Origin of the sequence: Paenibacillus sp. USHLN196 (genome assembly GCF_037144955.1) — a bacterium.
Lineage (GTDB): Bacteria > Bacillota > Bacilli > Paenibacillales > Paenibacillaceae > Paenibacillus > Paenibacillus xylanexedens_C.
The window spans coordinates 190,059-209,498 of the sequence record NZ_JBBCYH010000006.1 but is presented as its reverse complement, the minus strand read 5'-3'; the positions used below and the strand labels follow the sequence as shown (position 1 = coordinate 209,498).

At 49.9% G+C, this 19,440-nt stretch carries 16 protein-coding genes; 9 read left to right on the top strand and 7 right to left on the bottom strand.

The features are described from left to right. The first annotated feature begins 6 nt into the window (after positions 1–6). From WFI24_RS16690 to WFI24_RS16660, 7 genes are all read left to right on the top strand, one after another. Entirely contained in the window at positions 7–1,380 is a 1,374-nt protein-coding gene (locus WFI24_RS16690) for an aspartate aminotransferase family protein (RefSeq protein WP_336762539.1), read from the top strand. Positions 1,381–1,418: 38 nt separating this feature from the next. After that, positions 1,419–2,708: a M20 family metallo-hydrolase gene (locus WFI24_RS16685; RefSeq protein ID WP_336762537.1), complete on the top strand. Its 1,290-nt coding sequence runs from the start codon at positions 1,419–1,421 to the stop codon at positions 2,706–2,708. A gap of 4 nt (positions 2,709–2,712) precedes the next feature. After that, a complete protein-coding gene (locus WFI24_RS16680; protein ID WP_336762535.1) occupies positions 2,713–3,594 on the top strand; it encodes a nitrilase-related carbon-nitrogen hydrolase in 882 nt (293 codons plus the stop codon). Positions 3,595–3,643: 49 nt separating this feature from the next. Continuing rightward, positions 3,644–5,011 carry an NAD(P)-dependent oxidoreductase gene (locus WFI24_RS16675; protein ID WP_336762915.1) on the top strand — a complete coding sequence of 456 codons (1,368 nt, stop codon included), beginning with the start codon at positions 3,644–3,646 and terminating at the stop codon, positions 5,009–5,011. Positions 5,012–5,546: 535 nt separating this feature from the next. Continuing rightward, the gene (preA, locus tag WFI24_RS16670; protein WP_336762533.1) at positions 5,547–6,842 is read left to right on the top strand and encodes an NAD-dependent dihydropyrimidine dehydrogenase subunit PreA; all 1,296 of its coding nucleotides are present in this window, start codon (positions 5,547–5,549) and stop codon (positions 6,840–6,842) included. Beyond that, a complete protein-coding gene (hydA, locus tag WFI24_RS16665; RefSeq protein WP_336762531.1) occupies positions 6,839–8,284 on the top strand; it encodes a dihydropyrimidinase in 1,446 nt (481 codons plus the stop codon). The genes preA and hydA overlap by 4 nt, the downstream gene beginning before the upstream one ends. After that, complete coding sequence (locus WFI24_RS16660) at positions 8,284–8,511, top strand: hypothetical protein (protein ID WP_062836929.1); 228 nt, start codon at positions 8,284–8,286, stop codon at positions 8,509–8,511. Before hydA ends, WFI24_RS16660 begins: the two co-directional genes overlap by 1 nt. A 16-nt stretch (positions 8,512–8,527) precedes the next feature. Here WFI24_RS16660 and WFI24_RS16655 read toward each other — a convergent pair whose 3' ends face one another. The 7 genes from WFI24_RS16655 to WFI24_RS16625 form a co-directional block, all read right to left on the bottom strand. Next, positions 8,528–10,204 carry a PucR family transcriptional regulator gene (locus WFI24_RS16655; RefSeq protein WP_336762529.1) on the bottom strand — a complete coding sequence of 559 codons (1,677 nt, stop codon included), beginning with the start codon at positions 10,202–10,204 and terminating at the stop codon, positions 8,528–8,530. A gap of 340 nt (positions 10,205–10,544) precedes the next feature. After that, a complete protein-coding gene (locus WFI24_RS16650) occupies positions 10,545–13,781 on the bottom strand; it encodes an efflux RND transporter permease subunit (RefSeq protein ID WP_336762528.1) in 3,237 nt (1,078 codons plus the stop codon). Positions 13,782–13,814: 33 nt separating this feature from the next. Then, positions 13,815–14,762: a TetR/AcrR family transcriptional regulator gene (locus tag WFI24_RS16645; RefSeq protein WP_336762526.1), complete on the bottom strand. Its 948-nt coding sequence runs from the start codon at positions 14,760–14,762 to the stop codon at positions 13,815–13,817. Positions 14,763–15,313: 551 nt separating this feature from the next. Beyond that, complete coding sequence (locus WFI24_RS16640; RefSeq protein WP_017691901.1) at positions 15,314–15,628, bottom strand: DMT family transporter; 315 nt, start codon at positions 15,626–15,628, stop codon at positions 15,314–15,316. Continuing rightward, positions 15,628–15,969, bottom strand: coding sequence for a DMT family transporter (locus WFI24_RS16635; RefSeq protein ID WP_221825442.1), 342 nt, complete (start codon positions 15,967–15,969; stop codon positions 15,628–15,630). Before WFI24_RS16635 ends, WFI24_RS16640 begins: the two co-directional genes overlap by 1 nt. Beyond that, on the bottom strand, positions 15,966–16,589 hold the full coding sequence (locus WFI24_RS16630; protein WP_336762521.1) for a TetR/AcrR family transcriptional regulator: 624 nt from the start codon (positions 16,587–16,589) through the stop codon (positions 15,966–15,968). The genes WFI24_RS16635 and WFI24_RS16630 overlap by 4 nt, the downstream gene beginning before the upstream one ends. Before the next feature lie 126 nt (positions 16,590–16,715). After that, a complete protein-coding gene (locus WFI24_RS16625; RefSeq protein ID WP_336762519.1) occupies positions 16,716–18,191 on the bottom strand; it encodes a phospholipase D family protein in 1,476 nt (491 codons plus the stop codon). Between WFI24_RS16625 and WFI24_RS16620 the strand changes: the two genes are divergently transcribed. Further along, positions 18,130–18,288 (top strand): hypothetical protein, encoded by a 159-nt coding sequence (locus WFI24_RS16620; RefSeq protein ID WP_336762933.1) that lies wholly within the window; start codon positions 18,130–18,132, stop codon positions 18,286–18,288. The genes WFI24_RS16625 and WFI24_RS16620 overlap by 62 nt on opposite strands. A 158-nt stretch (positions 18,289–18,446) precedes the next feature. After that, positions 18,447–19,406, top strand: a complete 960-nt coding sequence (locus WFI24_RS16615) for a MerR family transcriptional regulator (protein ID WP_336762518.1) — start codon at positions 18,447–18,449, stop codon at positions 19,404–19,406. Positions 19,407–19,440 lie beyond the last annotated feature (34 nt).

Sequence of the window (19,440 nt, the reverse complement as noted above, 5' to 3'; positions counted from 1 at the left end):
TGACGAATGAGTTCTGTGGATCAGCAGCCTCAGCCGCTTGGCGGTACGAAGGAAGAATGGCTGGAGAAAGATCGCAAATACGTATGGCATCACATCTCACCTCATAACGATCATCCGATGATTGCAGTAAGCGGGGAGGGTAGCTGGATCACCGATCAGGATGGTACGCGTTATCTGGATGCGATGTCCGGACTGTGGTGTGTGAATGTGGGGCATGGCCGTGAGGAGATTGCGAGAAGTGCCTATGAACAGATGAAAGCACTCGCTTATGTACCGATGACGCAGAGTCACGAACCGGCGATTTTGCTGGCGGAGAAGCTGAATGACTGGCTGGAGGGGGAGTATCGAATATTCTTCTCCAACTCAGGTTCAGATGCGAATGAGGTGGCTTTCAAAATAGCCCGCCAGTACCACCATCAGAATGGTGAGCCTACTCGTCACAAATTCATCTCCCGTCACCGTGCGTATCACGGTAACTCTATGGGAGCGCTGGGCGCCACCGGGCAAGCCGCCCGCAAGATTAAATACGAGCCGCTCGGCGTGGGTTTCTCTCATGTTCCACCACCGTATTGTTACCGCTGCCCGTTTGGACGAAACAAGGATGGATGCGGACTCGAATGTGCAACCATCTATGAAGAGGTGATTCGTTGGGAAGGTCCTGAGACAGTTGCCGCAGTAATTATGGAGCCGGTGATCACAGGGGGCGGCATGATTGTCCCACCGCCGGATTATATGCGTACTGTGCAAGAGATCTGTCAGCGCTATGGCGTGCTGCTCATTGTAGATGAGGTAATCTGCGGTTTTGGCCGCTCTGGGCAGAAGTTTGGTCATCAGAACTATGGTGTGCAGCCAGATATTGTGACGATGGCAAAAGGCATGACCAGTGCGTATTCACCGCTATCGGCAACGGCAATGCGAGCCGATCTGTATGACACGTTCCGCGAGCCCGGACCGGATGCCCATTTTCGCCATGTGAATACATTTGGCGGGAATCCCGTGTCCTGCCGGGTGGCACTGGCGAATCTGGAGATTCTGGAACGAGAGAATCTGGTCAGCCGGGCGGAAGAACTGGGATATTTGCTTCGTGAGAAGCTGGAGCCATTGCTCGAACTGCCTGTTGTGGGGGATATCCGTTCATTCGGATTCGCCTGTGGCATTGAATTGATTGAAGCAGACGGTTCTCCTGCGGAGGCGGATAAGGTAATGAAGGTACTTGCCAGTTGTAAAAGGGACGGCATCCTGATTGGCAAGAACGGCGATACCGTGCCGGGGTTTGCAAACATTTTGACGATCTCCCCGCCGTTTGTTACCACCGAGGATGAGTTGGATCTGATTGCTGGAAGTTTGCTCGTTGCACTTCGTAGTCTGGATGCAGGTTAGTTGCGATAGATGGATAACACACAAGGAGGCGAGGGAGGATGCAGACCACAACAGGCAAACTCATTAATCAGCTTCGCTTGAATGAGCGAATTGAGCAGTTGTCACAGATTGGCCGAATCGCGGAGACGGGTGTCTGCCGACTTGCCCTGACCCCGGAAGATATGGATGGCATCATTCAGGTTCGTCTTTGGATGGAAAAGGCCGGTCTGACGACACGACTTGATGCCTTCGGCAATCTGATTGGTCGTCTCGAAGGTGCGGATCAGGCGTTGCCGATCCTCATGATTGGTTCCCATATCGACTCTCAGCCTTACGGCGGTCGATATGATGGAGCGATCGGTGTGCTCGGTGCACTGGAAGCCGTGCAATGCCTGGTCGAAAGTGGCATTCAACCCCGTATGCCAATTGAGGTGATTGCCTTTTGCGATGAAGAAGGTTCCCGTTTTAACAAAGGCCTGTTCGGCTCACGTGGTATAACGGGTCAGTTGGAAGAGGGTGAACTGGAGCGGCAGGATAAAAACGGAGTGACCCGCCGGGAGGCGCTGGAAGCCTTCGGCTGTTCTCCTTCGGATTTTGAAGAAGCGATCTACCCGCCAGGTTCCATTGGCAGTTATCTGGAGCTGCACATTGAGCAGGGACCAGTGCTTGAGGCTCTGGATGCTCCAGTAGGTCTGGTGACAGGCATCTCGGGCCCACTCTGGCTTACGGTGACGATGAGAGGCATGGCGGGTCATGCTGGCTCTGTTCCGATGGGGATGCGGCAAGATGCTTTGGTAGGCAGCGCCAAAGTCATTGCGGCGTTTGACGATATGGTGAGAGAAGACCCGGAAGCTCCAACCGTAGGTACGGTGGGAAGTCTGAGGGTATTTCCAGACTCACGGAATATCATCCCGGAGGAAGTTAGCTTCACGGTGGACTTAAGAGATATGGAGATGGAGCGCAGGAACCGGTTTGAAGCCCGATTGATGAACATTTTGGATGACGTAAGTTCCCGATATGGTCTAACTTACTCGCTGACAGAGGATACGAACAGTGAACCGCGATATTGTGCTGAGCCGATCATGTCGGTGATTCGTTCATCCGCGGAAGAGATCGGGGTTGCTCTCCCAGAACTGATGAGTGGTCCGTTCCATGATGCGTTGGCCCTTTCGCTTGTGTGTGATTATGGCATGATCTTTGTCCGCAGCAAGGACGGCATCAGTCATCATCCCAGCGAATATTCCTCCCCTGAGGATATTGGACTGGGCACGGAAGTGTTGTATCGCACCATTCGGAGGATGTGCAGTGGAATGAACCAACCAATCATTTTACCTGAGGAGGCGTTGTGACGTTATGGGCAAAATCAGCATCGGATTAATCCAGGCTTCACATGGAATTGAGGGTTCGGCTCCCGTGGAGGTGCACAAAGAAGCTGCGGTTCAGAAGCACATTGCGCTGGTCCGTGAAGCTGCTGCAAGAGGGGCCAAGATCATCGGGTTGCAGGAAGTATTCTATGGCCCGTATTTTTGCACAGAGCAAAATCCCAAATGGTATGCATCTGCTGAACCGGTACCGGAAGGACCAACGACCAGACGTTTTCAGGAGCTGGCAAAGGAGCTTGCGGTGGTGATTATTTTACCCGTGTACGAGGTGGAGGGCATTGCTTCGTATTACAATACGGCAGCCGTCATTGATGCGGATGGTTCATATCTGGGGAAATATCGCAAACATCATATCCCGCATGTGGAAGCGGGTGAGGGCACGAATGGGTTCTGGGAAAAGTATTATTTCAAACCAGGCAACCTCGGTTATCCGGTATTTGATACAGCCTACGCCAGAGTCGGCGTGTACATCTGTTATGATCGTCATTTTCCGGAAGGGGCACGATTGCTCGGGCTGGCGGGGGCAGAAATTGTGTTCAATCCGTCCGCTACGGTTGCGGGTACATCGGAATATCTGTGGAAACTGGAACAGCCCGCTCACGCGGTAGCTAACGGCTATTATGTAGCGGCCATCAACCGGGTTGGCGTGGAAACGCCGTGGAATATGGGTGAATTTTATGGACAGTCGTACCTGGTCGACCCGCGAGGCAGAATGGTAGCGATAGGTAGCCGGGATCAGGATGAGGTCGTTATTGGCGAGATGGATACGGAGATGATTCGTGAGGTGCGCAATGTGTGGCAATTCTACCGGGATCGCAGGCCGGAAACGTACGAACATCTGGTTCGTCTGTGAAGTAGCTGGAAGCTAGTCCAGAACAAACTTCAGGAGGTGCATGACATTGATGAACAGCTCAGGAACAACGTTATCCGATTATGGGTGGGAGAGTCGTTTTGCCGAGATGAAACCCGCCATGACAGGAAAGGAAGCGATGGAGGAGTCGAACCGCTGTCTGTACTGTTACGATGCACCTTGTATCAAGGCTTGTCCAACCGACATTAATATCCCTTCGTTTATTAGCAAAATATCAACAGGGCATCTGAAAGGATCGGCCCGCACCATCATGGATGCGAATCCGGTTGGAGCCAGCTGCGCACGCGTCTGTCCCACAGAGGAACTGTGTGAAGGCGCATGTGTGCTGAACGAATCGTCGAAGCCGATTCGAATAGGTGACTTGCAGCGTTACGCCACTGATTGGGCACGAGCGAAGAACGAGCCGTTATTCCAGGCAGCACCCGCCAATGGGAGAAACGTTGCTGTTGTGGGAGCGGGTCCTGCGGGACTGTCGGCGGCACGTGAACTGGGGCGGGCAGGATATGAGGTGACGATCTACGAAGCCAAACCCAAAGGCGGCGGGCTGAATACGTACGGCATCGTATCCTTCCGTTTGCCCGAATCGGTTGCGCTATGGGAAGTGGAGCAGGTGGAAGCGCTGGGTGTGCAGATCCGTTATGGGGTGCGCATCGGTGTGGATATCCCTGCTACGCAGTTGCTGGAGCAACATGAAGCGGTCATTCTGGCATGTGGCATGGGTTCAGTACCCATGCTGGGCATTGAAGGAGAGACACTGGAAGGCGTCTATGATGCCATTGAATTGGTGGAGTCTACAAAGCAAGGTGTTCCACCCGCGTTGAATGGTCTGAAGGTCGCCGTTATTGGCGCGGGCAATACGGCGGTAGATGCAGCGACCTGTTCGGTACGTCTTGGTGCCGAGCGGGTGCAGATGTTATATCGGCGCGGGGAAAGCCAGATGACGGCGTATGCGTTTGAATATACGTTTGCCAAGCAGGAGGGTGTGGAGTTTCGCTGGTTTACGATGCCGCAGCGTATCATTGGAGACGAGAACGGTCGGGTTCAAGCTGTGGAATGCGTGAAAATGGAGCTGGTTACCCCGCCTGGCGGTGGGCGTGCATTGCCTGTGCCTGTGGAGGGATCGGAGTTCATGATTGAATGTGATACGGTCATCCGGGCGATTGGGCAGCATCGTCTATTACCATTAATTGAAGCGTTTGGGCTTCGTCACCACTGGGGTGTTGTCGAGATCGAGCCGCATACGTACCGTACCTCGCATCCTCAGATCTATGCGGCAGGCGATGTTATTTTTGGTCAGGGCCAGGGTGAGGCGATGGTTGTATCGGCCGCACAGCAGGGTAAGCTGGCTGCCGCCGCAGTCATGAAGGCGTTACCTGGACAGGTGGAAGAGACGGCATGAGCAGTTCATCGAATCCTCGTTCCCCTGACGCGCTAACGAACCCTACACACCTTATAGTGGCAATTATGGAGAATTGAAAAATCTAACGAATCTCATACGTCTTATTTTGTTGAAAACCGTTGAAATGAAGCCGATATGAGCGAGTACAGCAAAATAAGGCTACTACGATTCGTTAGATTTTCAATTCACCGCATAGGGGCCGAATAAGAGCTGTACGGTTCGTTAGAATTTAGGTGCTATCCAGAAACACCATTACTACGCATAGAGCCTGTGAACGACCAAATATGCAGTACAACGATATAAATTGAACTAAACATTACACGAAACGAAGAGGACAGAAAGAACCTGAAGAAACGGAGTTAAAAGCTTTCTGAAGGAAAGCTGCATCGGAAGCATAAGCTCGCCTTTATCCCCGGATTTACCCTTTATAAAAGGAATCAAAAAAATCTGGGGATAACAGCGATCGGAAGGTTGTTCTGTCATCGGAGTGTCCAGTGTAACTAGTGAGTTCAAACAACACCAAGGAGGGATCGTTATGGCTGACTTATCCATTAATCTGGCAGGTATTCGATCACCCAATCCATTCTGGCTGGCTTCTGCACCACCGACCAATACGGGGTATCAGGTTCAGCGTGCATTCGAAGCGGGTTGGGGCGGTGCGGTGTGGAAGACACTGGGTGAGCCGATAATCAATACATCCTCCCGTTTCGCGGCGGTGCATTTTGGCGGACAGCGGGTGGCGGGGTTTAACAATATTGAATTGATATCCGATCGTCCACTGGAAGTGAATCTGCGGGAGATTGCCGAGACCAAGAAGCGTTTCCCGGATCGTGCGGTTGTCGCTTCACTGATGGTAGAGCCTACGCGGGAGAAGTGGCATGAGATTGTGAAAAAGGTGGAAGCCGTCGGTGTGGATGGCTTGGAGCTGAACTTTGGCTGCCCGCATGGCATGGCCGAACGTGGTATGGGAGCTGCCTCGGGTCAGCAACCTGACCTGGTCGAACTACAGACGATGTGGGTGAAGGAAGTGGCGACCACACCAGTGATCGTGAAGCTCACGCCGAATATCACGGATATTACAGCGACTGCCCGGGCAGCCGTAAGAGGTGGGGCGGATGCGATCTCCCTGATCAATACGATTAACTCTCTTGCAGGTGTGGATCTGGATTCGTGGAATACCGTGCCGCATGTGGGCGGCAAAGGAGCACATGGCGGGTATTGTGGTCCAGCGGTGAAGCCAATTGCACTGAACATGGTTGCTGAATGTGCGCGTAATCCTGAGGTGGGTGTACCGATCTCAGGAATTGGCGGCATATCCGACTGGCGGGACACAGCAGAGTTTCTGCTCATGGGTGCTACAGGGGTTCAGATATGTACCGCAGCGATGCATCACGGATTCCGCATTGTGGAGGACATGATTGATGGTCTGAACGATTATTTGGATGAAAAGGGTCTGAGCAGCGTAGCAGAACTCGTAGGTCAGACGGTTCCGCGTTATTCGGATTGGGGCAATCTCGATCTGAACTACAAAGTGGTCGCCCGCATCAACCGCGATGTTTGCATCAACTGCAACAAATGCCATATTGCGTGTGAGGACACCTCGCATCAGTGTATTGATATGTTAACTGACCCATCCGGTTCCTATCTGGAAGTGGTGGAAGAGGACTGTGTTGGCTGTAATCTGTGTTCGATCGTCTGCCCAGTGGATGGGGCGATTGAGATGGTTGAACTTGCACCTGAGCAGGAACCTGTAACCTGGAATGAACGTCAGTCTGCGATTGCCCTGCTGCAATCGGTCAGAGATCAATCAACCAAGGAGGCGATATCATGAGTACTCGCAAATTGATTCGTAACGGTGTTTTGGTCACAGCGTCGGATACCTTTGAGGCAGATATGTTGATCGAAAAGGGTAAAATCACACAGATTGGCATCGGGCTTATCCCAGACGAACAAACGGAAGTCGTGGACGCTTCCGGCTGTTACGTCATTCCGGGCGGGATCGATCCGCATACGCATCTGGATATGCCATTCGGTGGAACGGTTACCGCAGATGATTTTGCGACAGGAACGGCAGCAGCAGCCTTTGGTGGTACAACGACGATCATTGATTTCTGTCTGACACAAAAAGGCCGTCCATTAATCGAATCCCTTCAGGAGTGGCATGCCAAAGCTGAGGGTAAAGCCGCCATCGACTACGGTTTTCATCTCATGATTGGCGAGATGAATGATCAGGTGCTGGAAGAGCTGCCGCAGATCATTGAAGAAGAGGGTGTATCATCCTTCAAGGTGTTCATGGCGTATAAAAACCAGTTTCAGGCCGATGACGGGATTCTCTTCCAGACGCTGCAAAAGGCCAAAGAGTACGGCGCACTCGTGATGGTGCATGCCGAGAACGGGGATGTCATTGACCTGCTGGTTCGACAGGCGCTCGCTGAAGGGCGCACCGAGCCGATTCATCATGCGCTGACTCGTCCATCCATGCTGGAGGGAGAAGCAACAGGGCGTGCGGCGCGTCTGGCTGCACTTGCGGATTCACAGCTGTATGTCGTGCATGTGACCTGTGCGGAAGCGGTGGAGCAGATCGCACGTATGCGTGAAATGGGCTACCGAATCTGGGGGGAGACCTGTCCTCAGTATTTGACTTTGGATCAGTCGATTATGGATCAGCCAAACTTCGAGGGTGCAAAGTATGTTTGGTCACCTCCGCTGCGGGAAGTAGCGCATCAGGAAGTGCTGTGGAATGCATTGAAAAGCGGTCAGTTGCAGACGATTGGCTCTGATCATTGCTCGTTTAATTTCAAAGGGCAGAAGGACTTGGGCAAAGATGATTTCAGTAAAATTCCGAACGGGGGGCCTGTCATTGAAGATCGCCTCAGCATTCTGTATTCGGAAGGTGTAGTCAAGGGGCGGATTACGCTCAATCAGTGGGTCGATCTATGTTCGACAAGAGCGAGCAAGTTATTTGGATTATTTCCGCAGAAAGGCACTCTGGCTGTAGGAACAGATGCGGATATCGTTATATTTGACCCATCTGTCAACAGGGTGATCTCGGCAGATACGCATCATATGAACGTGGATTACAGTGCATTTGAAGGCTTGCAGGTAGAGGGATGTCCTGTGACGGTGCTGTGCCGCGGGGAGTATGTCATTCGAGATCGGCAGTATGCCGGAACAGCAGGGGCAGGCCAATATGTGAAGCGCAACAAGTATGATGCAGGTGCACCCATGCCGATGAAACAGCCCGTGACGGCAGTGAATGGAGGGAGAAGCTGATGTCGGATCATGATGTGTTTGAAGCGGAGAGGATCGCTATAGAGCGAATGGTTGCACAGGGGTATCGGATCTACGCGGTACGGGAACATCTGGAGGGTGCACACGTCATATGGGGGCACCCGGATCTTCCCGAAGAGAAACAAGAGCAATACGTGGGTACGGCGTCTGGACGGAAGTGGTTCAGTCACATCCTGATTCGCCAGCTTCAGGAGCAGCGGGGAGCATAGACCATGCTGGAGTTCTTCATGCGATTGGCCCATGAACGTACTCATAGGCGTAGATGGCAAGTTCGATGGCAACCCTTTTCTCGGGGAGGATATAGTCTTCTCCCAAAAGGGCTTCGATTTTGTCCAAACGGTGATACAGCGTCTGTCTAACGATATATAGCGCGGTGGCCGTCTCTTGCTTGGAGCAGCACAGGACCAAATATTGCTTGAGTGTGCGCAGTAGCTGACCTCCTTTCTCTACATCGTAACGGATGAGCGGCCCCAGATATTCTTCAATAAAATCATCCAAATTGCCACTTTGCTTCATACTGGCGATGATGCGATAACAATGAAGGTTACTGTAAAAGGGCTGCTGCATCACACCGATGTCCTTCTGAATTCGCAGTGTCTCCTTAGCGGATTCGAGGCTGTCCTTGAGACGGGAGAGATCCGCGCAGCTATGACCGATACCGAATAGGCCTGAGAAGAGGCGATGGGTCTGTTCCTGCTCGTGCTGCTGCAGCTGTTCGATGCAACGCCATAGATTGCTTTTACGCTGAGATCCGGGTAGTGGGTCGAGAATGATAAGAATGATCTGATGGTTCAGAACTGTGCTGTAGAGGGTGAAGTTCTCCCGTGCAAAAACCGACCGGGCGACGATGTTGCGTTGTATCAATAACTTCTGTAGTCTGAGGCTGTCTGTGTAGGCGGGGCTGCTGTCGAATAAGATAATGGTGGCTTTGCCTTTTGCGAGAAGGGGATTAACGGTAGATACATATTCATGGATTTCCTTCGTGGAGTGATGTCCGTTAAGCCAGTCAATGACCCACATATCTTCTTTGTAGCGACGTTTCTCTTCCATGTACTTGGTTCGCATCCAGTCCTGGGCAATCGCTGCTGCGCAACGTTCCAGTGCCTGAATGACGAATTCATCCGAGGGTGTAATCGGTATGCTTGAATCGTGATCCGGCAGTTTTTGATGCATGAGCACAAGATCGGCAAAGGTGTAATCCAACGCCTGAACAGGCATGCTGAGTGCATGCAATGTGTTATCCGTGTATGCTTTTAACGCTGAGGTATCCTCTCCTTCCGAATGTCCTCGTTGCAAAAACCAATCCTGCCGACGAGTCTCCAGCTGCTCTGGAGGGCAATAGGGAATTGCACTTGCTTCTCCTTCAAGTGGATATAACGCCACGGCATATCCGGTTGTACGTGACAATAATCGAAGCAGGGGTTGTACCCCGTCTCCATTCAGAAGAAGTTGGTTAAACGAGGTGGTGAGACTGTCGAGTTCGGCAATCATCCGCTGATGACTGCGAATCAGGGTAAAATGCAGATCTTGCGTAATATCAATATAACGGACTTGTTCACGGAACCAGATCAGCGGGAAATCCGCTGCGACTGCAATTTCTTTCATCGCACCGAGCTGCGACTTGGTGTGATCCCCCAGTTCCATACAGAGTCCAGCAGCCCCACGTGCAATTAACTGACGTAGAAAAGACAGGCCATGCTGCTCACCTTCCTGCCAGCCAATGCCTGTCGTCAGCACCAATTCCCCGCCATTGAGCAAGTCCCCGACCTCAGGAACTTCCATGATATGAACCCAGCGAACATATCGCTCCAATGCGCGTTCACTGGCCAAGACTTCTGCCTTGCGAAATACGGGACGTTTTAACATGTCTCTGATCTGAATATGAAGCATTGTCTCCCCCACACAACCACCGTCCTTCCCCAATTACATGTGATCTATCTGGAGTCTGGAATCCGTCAACTTACATAATTAATCCATATTATAATTCTATTTACAGCAGGTGGGCAGAAATCTCACGTTCATTTGTTCCAAATGACAAACGAGTCTGCACTTTTTGTGATTTTGATTAAAATGAAGCTTTTCTATGTCAGTCTATGTCTCGTGTGAATTTACATAAAAAAAAAGCCCCTTAACATCTATCGGAATTTAATTATTCCAATAGTGCTAAGGGGCGAGAGGTTGGAGAGTATAGTCTGCATTTAGGCTGTACTCAACCCGTTACATGAGCACGACTCTCTACTTCTTAATCTTCGATTCTTTTCTTTTTAAATTTCATCAGGAACTCATACACAATCGGTACGATAACCAGTGTGAGCAGCGTGGAGCTGATCAGACCGCCGATTACGGTGATTCCCAATCCTTTTGAGATGATACCCGCACTCTCTTCGAGACCCGTTACCAGTGGCAACAGGGCACCGATGGTCGCGAGAGCGGTCATCAGAATTGGACGCAGACGAGTTGCACCGGCTTCCAGCAAGGCTTCACGGGTAGGCAGACCCTCTTTTTCCTTGTGAATAACACGGTCGATCAACACGATGGCGTTGGTGACCACGATGCCGATGAGCATCAGTCCACCCATCATGGCGGAGACGTCAAGCGTACCACCAGCGATGAACAAGCCGACCATAATACCAATAACGGTAAATGGCAGGGAGAACAGGATTGCGAATGGTGCCAATCCGCCGCCGAATGTAACAACGAGCACGAAGTATACAATGGCGATGGCTGCCAGCATGGCGAGACCCAGTTGAGTAAAGGTATCATTAATCTGTTCGGTTGTACCACCGAATTTCACTTCAACGCCATCAGGCAGATCCAGCTTGTCGATCTCAGCCTGTAAATTGCTCGAAGCTTTCTGTACATCGGAAGCCAGGATGTTGGCTGTTACTTGTACAACAACCTTACCATCAATTTGCATGATGGAGTTCGGGGATGTACCTTCTTCGACTTTGGCAACATCTTTGATTGGTACTTCGATGCCAAGCGGTGAAGTGACGGTTTCATCCTCAATCTCATCAATACTGCTGAATGTTTTGTTGTCTGTCTCTACATATACTTTATACGTTTTGTTATCAATATCGACTTCCGTGAGCACAGGACGTTCCCGTGCCGGGCTCAGCGTCATAGCCAATTGGCCTGCAGTCAGACCCAGGGAGCTTAATTTCTCTTGATCTGCCACGAGCGTATACTGCCCGTAGGTGTCAGCGAGTGTAGTATCTGCTTTTTCAAAATTATCCGTATCCGCTTCAACCAGTTTCAGAATTTCATCCGATACAGGTTTGAGTTGCTCTACATTATCGCCATAGATGGAGAGGCTCAGGCCGCTGCCACCCAGACCGCCGGACATGTCGAGCTCATTCCAGGTTCCTACGGTAACTTCCTTCTTCAGACCTTCGACAAGCTGTTCTTTCACTTGAGCAAAGTCTTTTGTATCTTCGTTATATTCGATATAGAAGAGTGCTGAGTTTCCGCCACCGCCACCCATACTGCTCAGTGGGTTCGTGCCGCCGATGGAATATTGCATTTTCTCCAGACCCGGTTGTTCCAGCAACCACTTCTCGGCAACGAGTGCTTCTTTCTCCACATCTTCACGCAAAGCTCCGGTTTGTGGGCTGTACGTAATAGTCACGTATTTATCCTGTTGTTCCGGCAAGAAGCTTGCACCGATGAACGGGTACAGGAATAAACTGCCGACCAGCAGAATCACTGCAATACTTACCGTGATGAGTTTGTGTGATAATGTCCAGTTCAGCAGGCGTTTGTAACCTTCTGCCATCTTGCCTGGTTTTTCTTCGTGATTCTGCTTGTTCTTCAACCCTTTACGGAACAGGGTATGCGCGAGCATCGGTACGATGGTAATGGCAACGATCAGGGATGCCAGCAAGGCGAATACCATGGTCAGTGCAAATGGCAGGAACAGCTCGCCCACCATGCCGCTTACCAATGCCAGTGGCAAGAATACCGCAATCGTTACGATTGTGGAAGAAAGGATAGGAACAAACATCTCGCGAGTTGCTTCGCGAACAAGTTCACGGCCTTTCAGTTTCTCACCTTTGAGTGTTAATCTGCGGTAGATATTCTCGATAACAACGATGGAGTCATCGACAACCCGTCCGATGGCAACCGTCATGGCACCCAGCGTCATCATGTTCAAAGTAATATCCATCATATTGAGCGCAGTCAATGCCATGAGCAAGGAGAGCGGGATCGAGATAATGGAGATAATGGTTGAACGAATATTACGCAGGAACAGCAGGATGATCAGGATGGCAAACAAGGCGCCAAATACGGCTTTGCCCAGCATCGTGTTCACAGAGTCCTGAATCGGTTTACCTTGGTCAAGCAGTACAGTCAAATCAGCATTTTTGAACTGCTTCTGCAATTCTTCCGCTTTGTCTTTGACTGCGTTAACGACATCAACCGTGTTGGCATCGTTGGATTTTACAACGGAAATACCGATCGATTCCTTGCCGTCTGTCCGGGAAATGGATTCCGCTTGACCGATGACTTCGATCTTGGCAATTTCACTTAGTTTTACAGTTGGAATGCCAGGTGCGTTGGCAGCGCCCGATGGACTACCTGCACTGGCATTGCCGCCAGCAGCTTGCCCTGCAGCCTGGTCTGTTCCTTGTGCAGAGCCAGGAGCGGTACCTTGACCAGCTTCACCAGTTGGCGCTCCAGAGCCTTGTGGGGCTGCACTTGCACCATTGCCTGTGGAAGCTCCTGCACCGCCGGGTACGACTGGAATGGCAAGGTTTTTCAGATCATCGATGTCGATGATGTTTCCATCTACGACAACGGCTTTCTGGGATTTATCCAGTTCGAACAGTCCAAGGGGCACACGAATGGATGAACCTTGAACGATACCGTTTACCGTATCTTCGGTCAGGCCCAGCTCGGCCATTTTGGCTTGGTCAAACTTCAATTGAACTTCTTTCACATATTGACCGGACACCTGAACCTGAGCTACACCGTCAATATCTTCGAGTGCAGGTTGAATATCCGATTCAACCAGTCGTGTCAATTGTTCCAGGTCACCACCGTCCTTGTCGGACAGGCTCAGAGATACAACCGGGAAAGAGTTAATACTGAACTTGGAAATGGTCGGCTTCTGCACGCTGTCAGGCAATTGTACTTCATTGAGTGCCTCACGAACGGTTGCCGTCGCGTTGGTCAGATCTGTACCATAATCAAATTCGAGTGTGATCGATGCTGCATTCTCCATGGAAGTGGAGGTAACGGTCTTCACGCCATCCACATTGCGCAGTTTTACTTCCAGTGGCTTCGTGACATCTTCAACAATTCCCTCCGGTGCAGCCCCCGGATCAATGGCAGTGACATTCAGAAACGGTACGTTGATGTTCGGGATCGTCTCTTGTTTCATCGTCAATCCGCTGTACAAACCTGCGAAAGAGATGATAATCGTCAGAATCCAAATCGCAAACTTGTTGTTCAGTGAAAAATTAATAATACCTTTCATACGATGGTTTCTTCTCCTCTCTGTTTCTCCTGTTTATGTGTGTGACGAGTCAGCCTGGATGAACCGGCTATACATGGCATCCAGAATATGCTGAAGCTCGGAGTGCAAAGATTGAATGGCAGTTACGTTCTCCAGATTGTGCATCATGCCCAGAATAATGGCACGCCGTGGCGTGAATTCCATCATCTCCTGCCTGAGAATGGCAATGGTTTCAAGTGCATCATTCTTCGGTTGTCCAGCAGGCAATTCGGAAGCAGCGATGTCCTGCATTTGTTTGATAATATGAATAGGATGCCGCATCACCGTAGAGTCTGGATGGGGTTCGGTAATCCAGGCAGGCCAGTCCTCCAAAGGAATCAAAGGCAAAGGTCGCTGCTTAAGAAAACCGTGTGCTGCATAGTCCATCATTTGCAGCAAATTTGTTGCCATTTTGGTAACAGTAAGGGACGGCATCTCCGTAAACCAGATCTTGACGTAGGAGAGGAACAGCCCCTGTGTCAGCAAAATAAGGTCAATCGTGTAAGGTTCAATCTCCGATCCGTACTGCTCCTCCAGCTTATCCTTAAACCAATGTAAGGTACGTACCTCCAGATCTCTTTGCAGCGGATGGCATTGTTCCTTGCGTTGCTGTTCATCATCCATCATCATGCTACGCATCTGTACTCGCAAAAACTCCTTCAGTTCGGCAACATGGATGAGCAGTGTCTCGATCTGCTTGTGCAGACGTTCACGTGAGGTAAGGCTGGTTTCATGCTCAATCTGCGTCATCTCGTCCATGAGCGTGTACATGCAGTACTCCAGAGTACTGGCTTCTAATTCCTCTTTGGATTTGAACATGATGTAGAGACTGCCCTTGGACATCCCGCATAATTCTGCAATTTCTTGCATGGATGTTGCAGCACTGCCTTTGGATGAGAATAGCTTGAGTGCTGTAGTAATGATGAGTTTTTTCTTCTCATTCATCTCATGTATAGGGTTCATTAACGATACATTCACCTCATCAGGGAACTTGTGAGTTCTTGAATTGACTTTAAGGTCAAACCAAGTATAAACGATCTGGTTGAAAGAATTCAAATGGGAGTGAATTGGAAAAAGAGAGTGAGTTAAGAAGTGATATCGGTATAGTGATATGAGGGTGAATCAAGGAAGTAGGCATAACAAGTGAGAAGTTGCAGTCTGTATGTAAGATCGTAATCCCATGAACGGGTAAGCTAATTTTCTTCACTGAAGGCATATAGGGCAAGTAGCGTTCTCTTTCTCATGATGACAACATCCTTTCTTACGTAGCAAAGTATAAAGAGGTTCCCTATTTATATCATTCCCCAAAAAAGACGACTTCCTGATCGAAGTCGTCTTTTTTATATTACAAAATTCAATAGATATCATAATGGAAGCTAAGAATTACACGATAACGGAGATTGCAGAACCAGCTTGAAGAAACGAAGTGTGCGCCTTAAAGCTTTCTGGAAGAAAGCTTCTTCGGAAGCATATGCTATCACCGGAGTTATAAAGTGTAACTTCATTTCGTTCCGTTAAGTGATCAGTTTCAGACCAACGGCTGCCACCAAAATCATCGCAATAAACAGGATACGCTTCGCTTCTTTTCGCTCACCGAACAGGAACATGCCTGTTAACGTACTGCCGACCGTCCCGATCCCCGTCCACACGGCATACGCTGTGCCCATGGGAATGGACGTCATGGCGTAGGACAACAACGAGAAGCTGAACACAAACGACACCAGCATAAGTACGATATAAGGCCATCCTTTCTTGGTGGAAGCACCATTAATACCGATTACGCCGAAAATTTCACATATCCCTGCACCTACAATTGCCATCCAAGCCATTATACTGCACCTCCTTTGGCTTCTTGCTGATCCGTAACCAGCTTCAGTCCGATTACGCCGCAGAGCAGCAGCCCGATGAGCAATACTTTGGCCAAGCGGAACGGCTCACCGAACAGTACCATTTCCGTAAGGACAGTACCCGCCGTACCAATTCCCGTAAAGACGGCATACACCGTACCCACAGGCAGTCTTTTGGAAGCGGCAATGATCAGTCCAAAGCTGATCACGATGGCAATCCCCGTCAAAGACCATTCCCAGGCATTCGAGGCATGTTTCAGCCCGCTCACCCAGACAATCTCAATAATTCCACCGATAAATACATATAACCAATTGCGGTTCATGATGTTGAATCTCCTTCCGGCACAACGCTTTGTGCCTCTTCGTTCAAATGATGAATGCCATGCCAGAAGACAGGCCAGGATGCTTCCAACCGTCTCTTGTAGCGACGGGAACTTCCATAGATAATCTCCACGGTAATCCCGTCGAGGAACGTCATAAATGCAATAGCGGCTTGTTCTGCTGGAATGGCTGGAATATCACCATTACGCATTGCCCGTTGCAGCAGACGAGTCAGTGCACGTTCCATGCCATCGATAAACGGATACACCTGATCCATCACTTCGCCATATAGAGAAAGGGGTGGGTAAAAACAATTACGCAGCATTAAACGAGCCGAAGCATGGGCATTGTATTCTTGTTCGAACCAGATCAACAAGCCTTTCAGCCTCTGCTCCAATGGGAGATCCGCATGATCGCGGAAATATTCCAGTGTGTGCCGTTTTACCTCGTGAAATGCAAACGCCAGTGTGTGTAAAAACAAGTCATCCTTGCAGCTGAAATGTGCATATATGGAGGGTTTTTTAATCCCGACTTCATCAGCAATAGCTCTCAGAGAAGCTCCCTCATAGCCATCTCTGGCAAAATGGAACAGGGCTGCATCCCGAATGGATTGTGCAGTCATTCGATCACCTTCCTAACGGTCGTTAGGTAATTATATTTTCACACATCACATCGCCTGTCAAGATGAAAATATCCGCCTGCACATTAGCGTACAGACGGATATGACAGGTAGGAGTTTAGTTTCTGATCAAAAGGTCGTAAAACCGAGAATCAGTTGCAGCTTATATAGGATGCCCTTCAAAAACGTTGTCTTCTCCTGAAATTCATCCAGTTCTAACGTGAACTCGGCATCATTATTATTCCAAATACGCTCGAAATAATTCGCGATATCTAGCGTGAACTTATTGTCTGGAGGTGCAGCAACCCATAGATCATTCTCCAGATTGTAGTCATTCATGTTTCGGGGGGTGAAATTGGTTGAACCCCCCAGAACAATATGATCGCCGGTTGCTTTGGCAAGATAGATCATCTTGGTATGGTATTGCTCCTTGGTGGTGTTATACCAGCGAATCTGTATTTTTCCATCGGATTTATCATGCAATTCGGCGGCGACAGGACGGTTCGGGATGCCGATCTTTTCCTGACCAAAGGCATTTTCATTTGGATCAAGCACAAGACGGATCTCGGTTCCGCGCTTTGCCGCTTCAAGCAGGGCTTCCAATACTTTTGGAGAAGCGACATAGAACATGCCCATCCATAAAATATCCCCTTCATTCGCTTGATTGATCTCATGGAGTACAGCGTCATTCACTTTGCTTTCAGTCAAATAGCGAATTCTCAAATCTCCCGTGTTCGAATCCGTGGAAGGCGCGGTGTAGGATGGAACCTTCCCTCCGCCTGAGATATCGAGTACAGCTTGCTCTGACTGAAGAATGTCTCCAATAATTGGGCCTGTTACTTCAAATGCGACGTTCGAGTGATAGGCACTCGCATCATGGATATTGCCTGAAGAGACAATCGCCGTCTTTTCACTAACAACAACTTTGCGGTGGTTTGCCTTCACATTAAGCAGTTTCAGATAGGAACGCACGGTTACATCCGGACCATCCGTGGCCATCAGGTTCTTGATCCATCCGTCCCCGGATTGCCCAAACCATTGAAAGAAGGTTCGCCAGACCGCAGAGTATACGGGAGTTGAATCACGCAAAGGGTCCACATCGGTGATGACCACGTGAATGCCTGCTTGTGTCATTTGTTCCAGCAACGGATTGGGTGCAGAGTTATAGTTGGTGTTTACTTCATCTGTAATGAACCAGATATCCATGTCCGGGTGCTGATTTTTTTTGGCGACCAGAGCATCGGTGAATTCTGCACTCACAGGTGGGAAGTTCTGTCCTTTGTGTTGATAGTTGTTGAACAAGAACATATCCACCAGGACAAACTGCTCTGCTTCCTCCACAATTTGCATCATGCGCTGGAAGATCTGTTGTTCATGCTGCATTTGTCCGTCAGAGGAAGGATAAGTGAGGTCGTGCAGGAACTCGACTTGATCCACACGGTATTCTGGACTTTCATAGGAAATGCCCGCTGGTAATGGTTTGTAGGTTTGATAGAGCATGACGGCGATAAGCCATAGGATCAATAGGACGAGTCCCGTTCGTATGTATGGAAATTTGCCGCGTGAAGACTTGCGGTCTGATGTATGGCGGCGTAATGAGACCAACGGTGGACTCCCCCTTCTGTACTTGCTGACTTCTATTACCACACGGATGATAACGTTGACGCAGGAGAGCCGGATCGTAGAGCAAATGGATCTGTAAAATGCAGATTACAAAATTGGCAGGATGCAATCGACAGGTGTATGACCGTTGTGTATAATGGGTGTATTATTTTTGTAGAATGTTGGGGGTTTCATATGCCTGACAAGGACGGAGAACCATTCATGTAACCTGTGAAATCTGGACATTTAGGAAAGAAAGTGGGTAATAAATTGTATTCCATCAAACAAGTCGCTGCCATGCTCGGTATCAGGGCGGTAACAATCCGGGCTTGGGAGAATCGGTATAGTGCGGTCACCCCTGAGCGGACGGAATCGGGTTATCGAATGTACACCGAAGAGAATGTTGCGGATCTGCGCTGGTTGAAAGAGCAGGTAGAACTGCATCAGACCAATATTTCGGAAGCGGTACGCATGTTGAAAGTGAACAAATTAAGTCCGCCCGAAGCGGCTGTGCCCACGCCGATCATGGCTCCAGTGCCTACGATGGAAGAAGCCTATGCACACATGGCAGATCAGATCTATGACTCGCTCTACAACTTTCAGGGCGAACGTGCCAATGGTCTGATTGATTTTGGTTTTACCATGTACGGTTACGACTCGATGTTCTATCATGTGCTGGTCCCCATTCTGGTTCGGGTTGGGGATGCGTGGGAGCAAGGCAGGGCCTCGGTAGCGCAGGAACACTTCATGACACAGCTGATTTCACAGCGGTTTTATCAGTTTTTCCATCTGTTCCCGATCTATCCGCATCTGCCCAAAGTTCTGGCGTTGTGCCCGGAAGGGGAGCATCATCAGGTCGGGTTACTTTTGTTCTCTTTGTTTATGCGCAAAAATGGAGCGGAAGTACTGTACCTCGGTGCCAACACACCAGAGGAAGGGCTCTTTCCGATTATCCGAGAGCAAAAGATCAAGTTGGTCTGCCTTTCGATCACAAGTTCTGGACTTCTTGAACGGTGTGATCAGCTCATCGAGCGGATTATGAACGAGTTCCCACATATGCGCTTTGTACTTGGAGGCAAAGGCTATGAGCGTGCGGAGCATGCTCGTTACCCGCAATGGATTATGCCTGAGAGTTCTGCGGATTGGCAGTCATGGATGGAACGGGAATATCTCGCAGAGCGGCCGCCTGGTACAAGGTTCGGACAGGCCAAGCATTAAACATAATCTCAAATGATATGAATAGGTTAGTGTA

Coding starts and splice junctions, on each gene's coding strand:
- WFI24_RS16640 (WP_017691901.1), bottom strand. CDS start 15,628: ATGGCTTGGATGGCAATTGTAGGTGCAGGGATATGTGAAATTTTCGGC.
- preA (WP_336762533.1), top strand. CDS start 5,547: ATGGCTGACTTATCCATTAATCTGGCAGGTATTCGATCACCCAATCCA.
- WFI24_RS16645 (WP_336762526.1), bottom strand. CDS start 14,762: ATGAACCCTATACATGAGATGAATGAGAAGAAAAAACTCATCATTACT.
- WFI24_RS16635 (WP_221825442.1), bottom strand. CDS start 15,969: ATGAACCGCAATTGGTTATATGTATTTATCGGTGGAATTATTGAGATT.
- WFI24_RS16675 (WP_336762915.1), top strand. CDS start 3,644: ATGAACAGCTCAGGAACAACGTTATCCGATTATGGGTGGGAGAGTCGT.
- WFI24_RS16690 (WP_336762539.1), top strand. CDS start 7: ATGAGTTCTGTGGATCAGCAGCCTCAGCCGCTTGGCGGTACGAAGGAA.
- WFI24_RS16685 (WP_336762537.1), top strand. CDS start 1,419: ATGCAGACCACAACAGGCAAACTCATTAATCAGCTTCGCTTGAATGAG.
- WFI24_RS16630 (WP_336762521.1), bottom strand. CDS start 16,589: ATGACTGCACAATCCATTCGGGATGCAGCCCTGTTCCATTTTGCCAGA.
- WFI24_RS16620 (WP_336762933.1), top strand. CDS start 18,130: ATGTATGGAAATTTGCCGCGTGAAGACTTGCGGTCTGATGTATGGCGG.
- WFI24_RS16650 (WP_336762528.1), bottom strand. CDS start 13,781: ATGAAAGGTATTATTAATTTTTCACTGAACAACAAGTTTGCGATTTGG.
- WFI24_RS16680 (WP_336762535.1), top strand. CDS start 2,713: ATGGGCAAAATCAGCATCGGATTAATCCAGGCTTCACATGGAATTGAG.
- hydA (WP_336762531.1), top strand. CDS start 6,839: ATGAGTACTCGCAAATTGATTCGTAACGGTGTTTTGGTCACAGCGTCG.
- WFI24_RS16660 (WP_062836929.1), top strand. CDS start 8,284: ATGTCGGATCATGATGTGTTTGAAGCGGAGAGGATCGCTATAGAGCGA.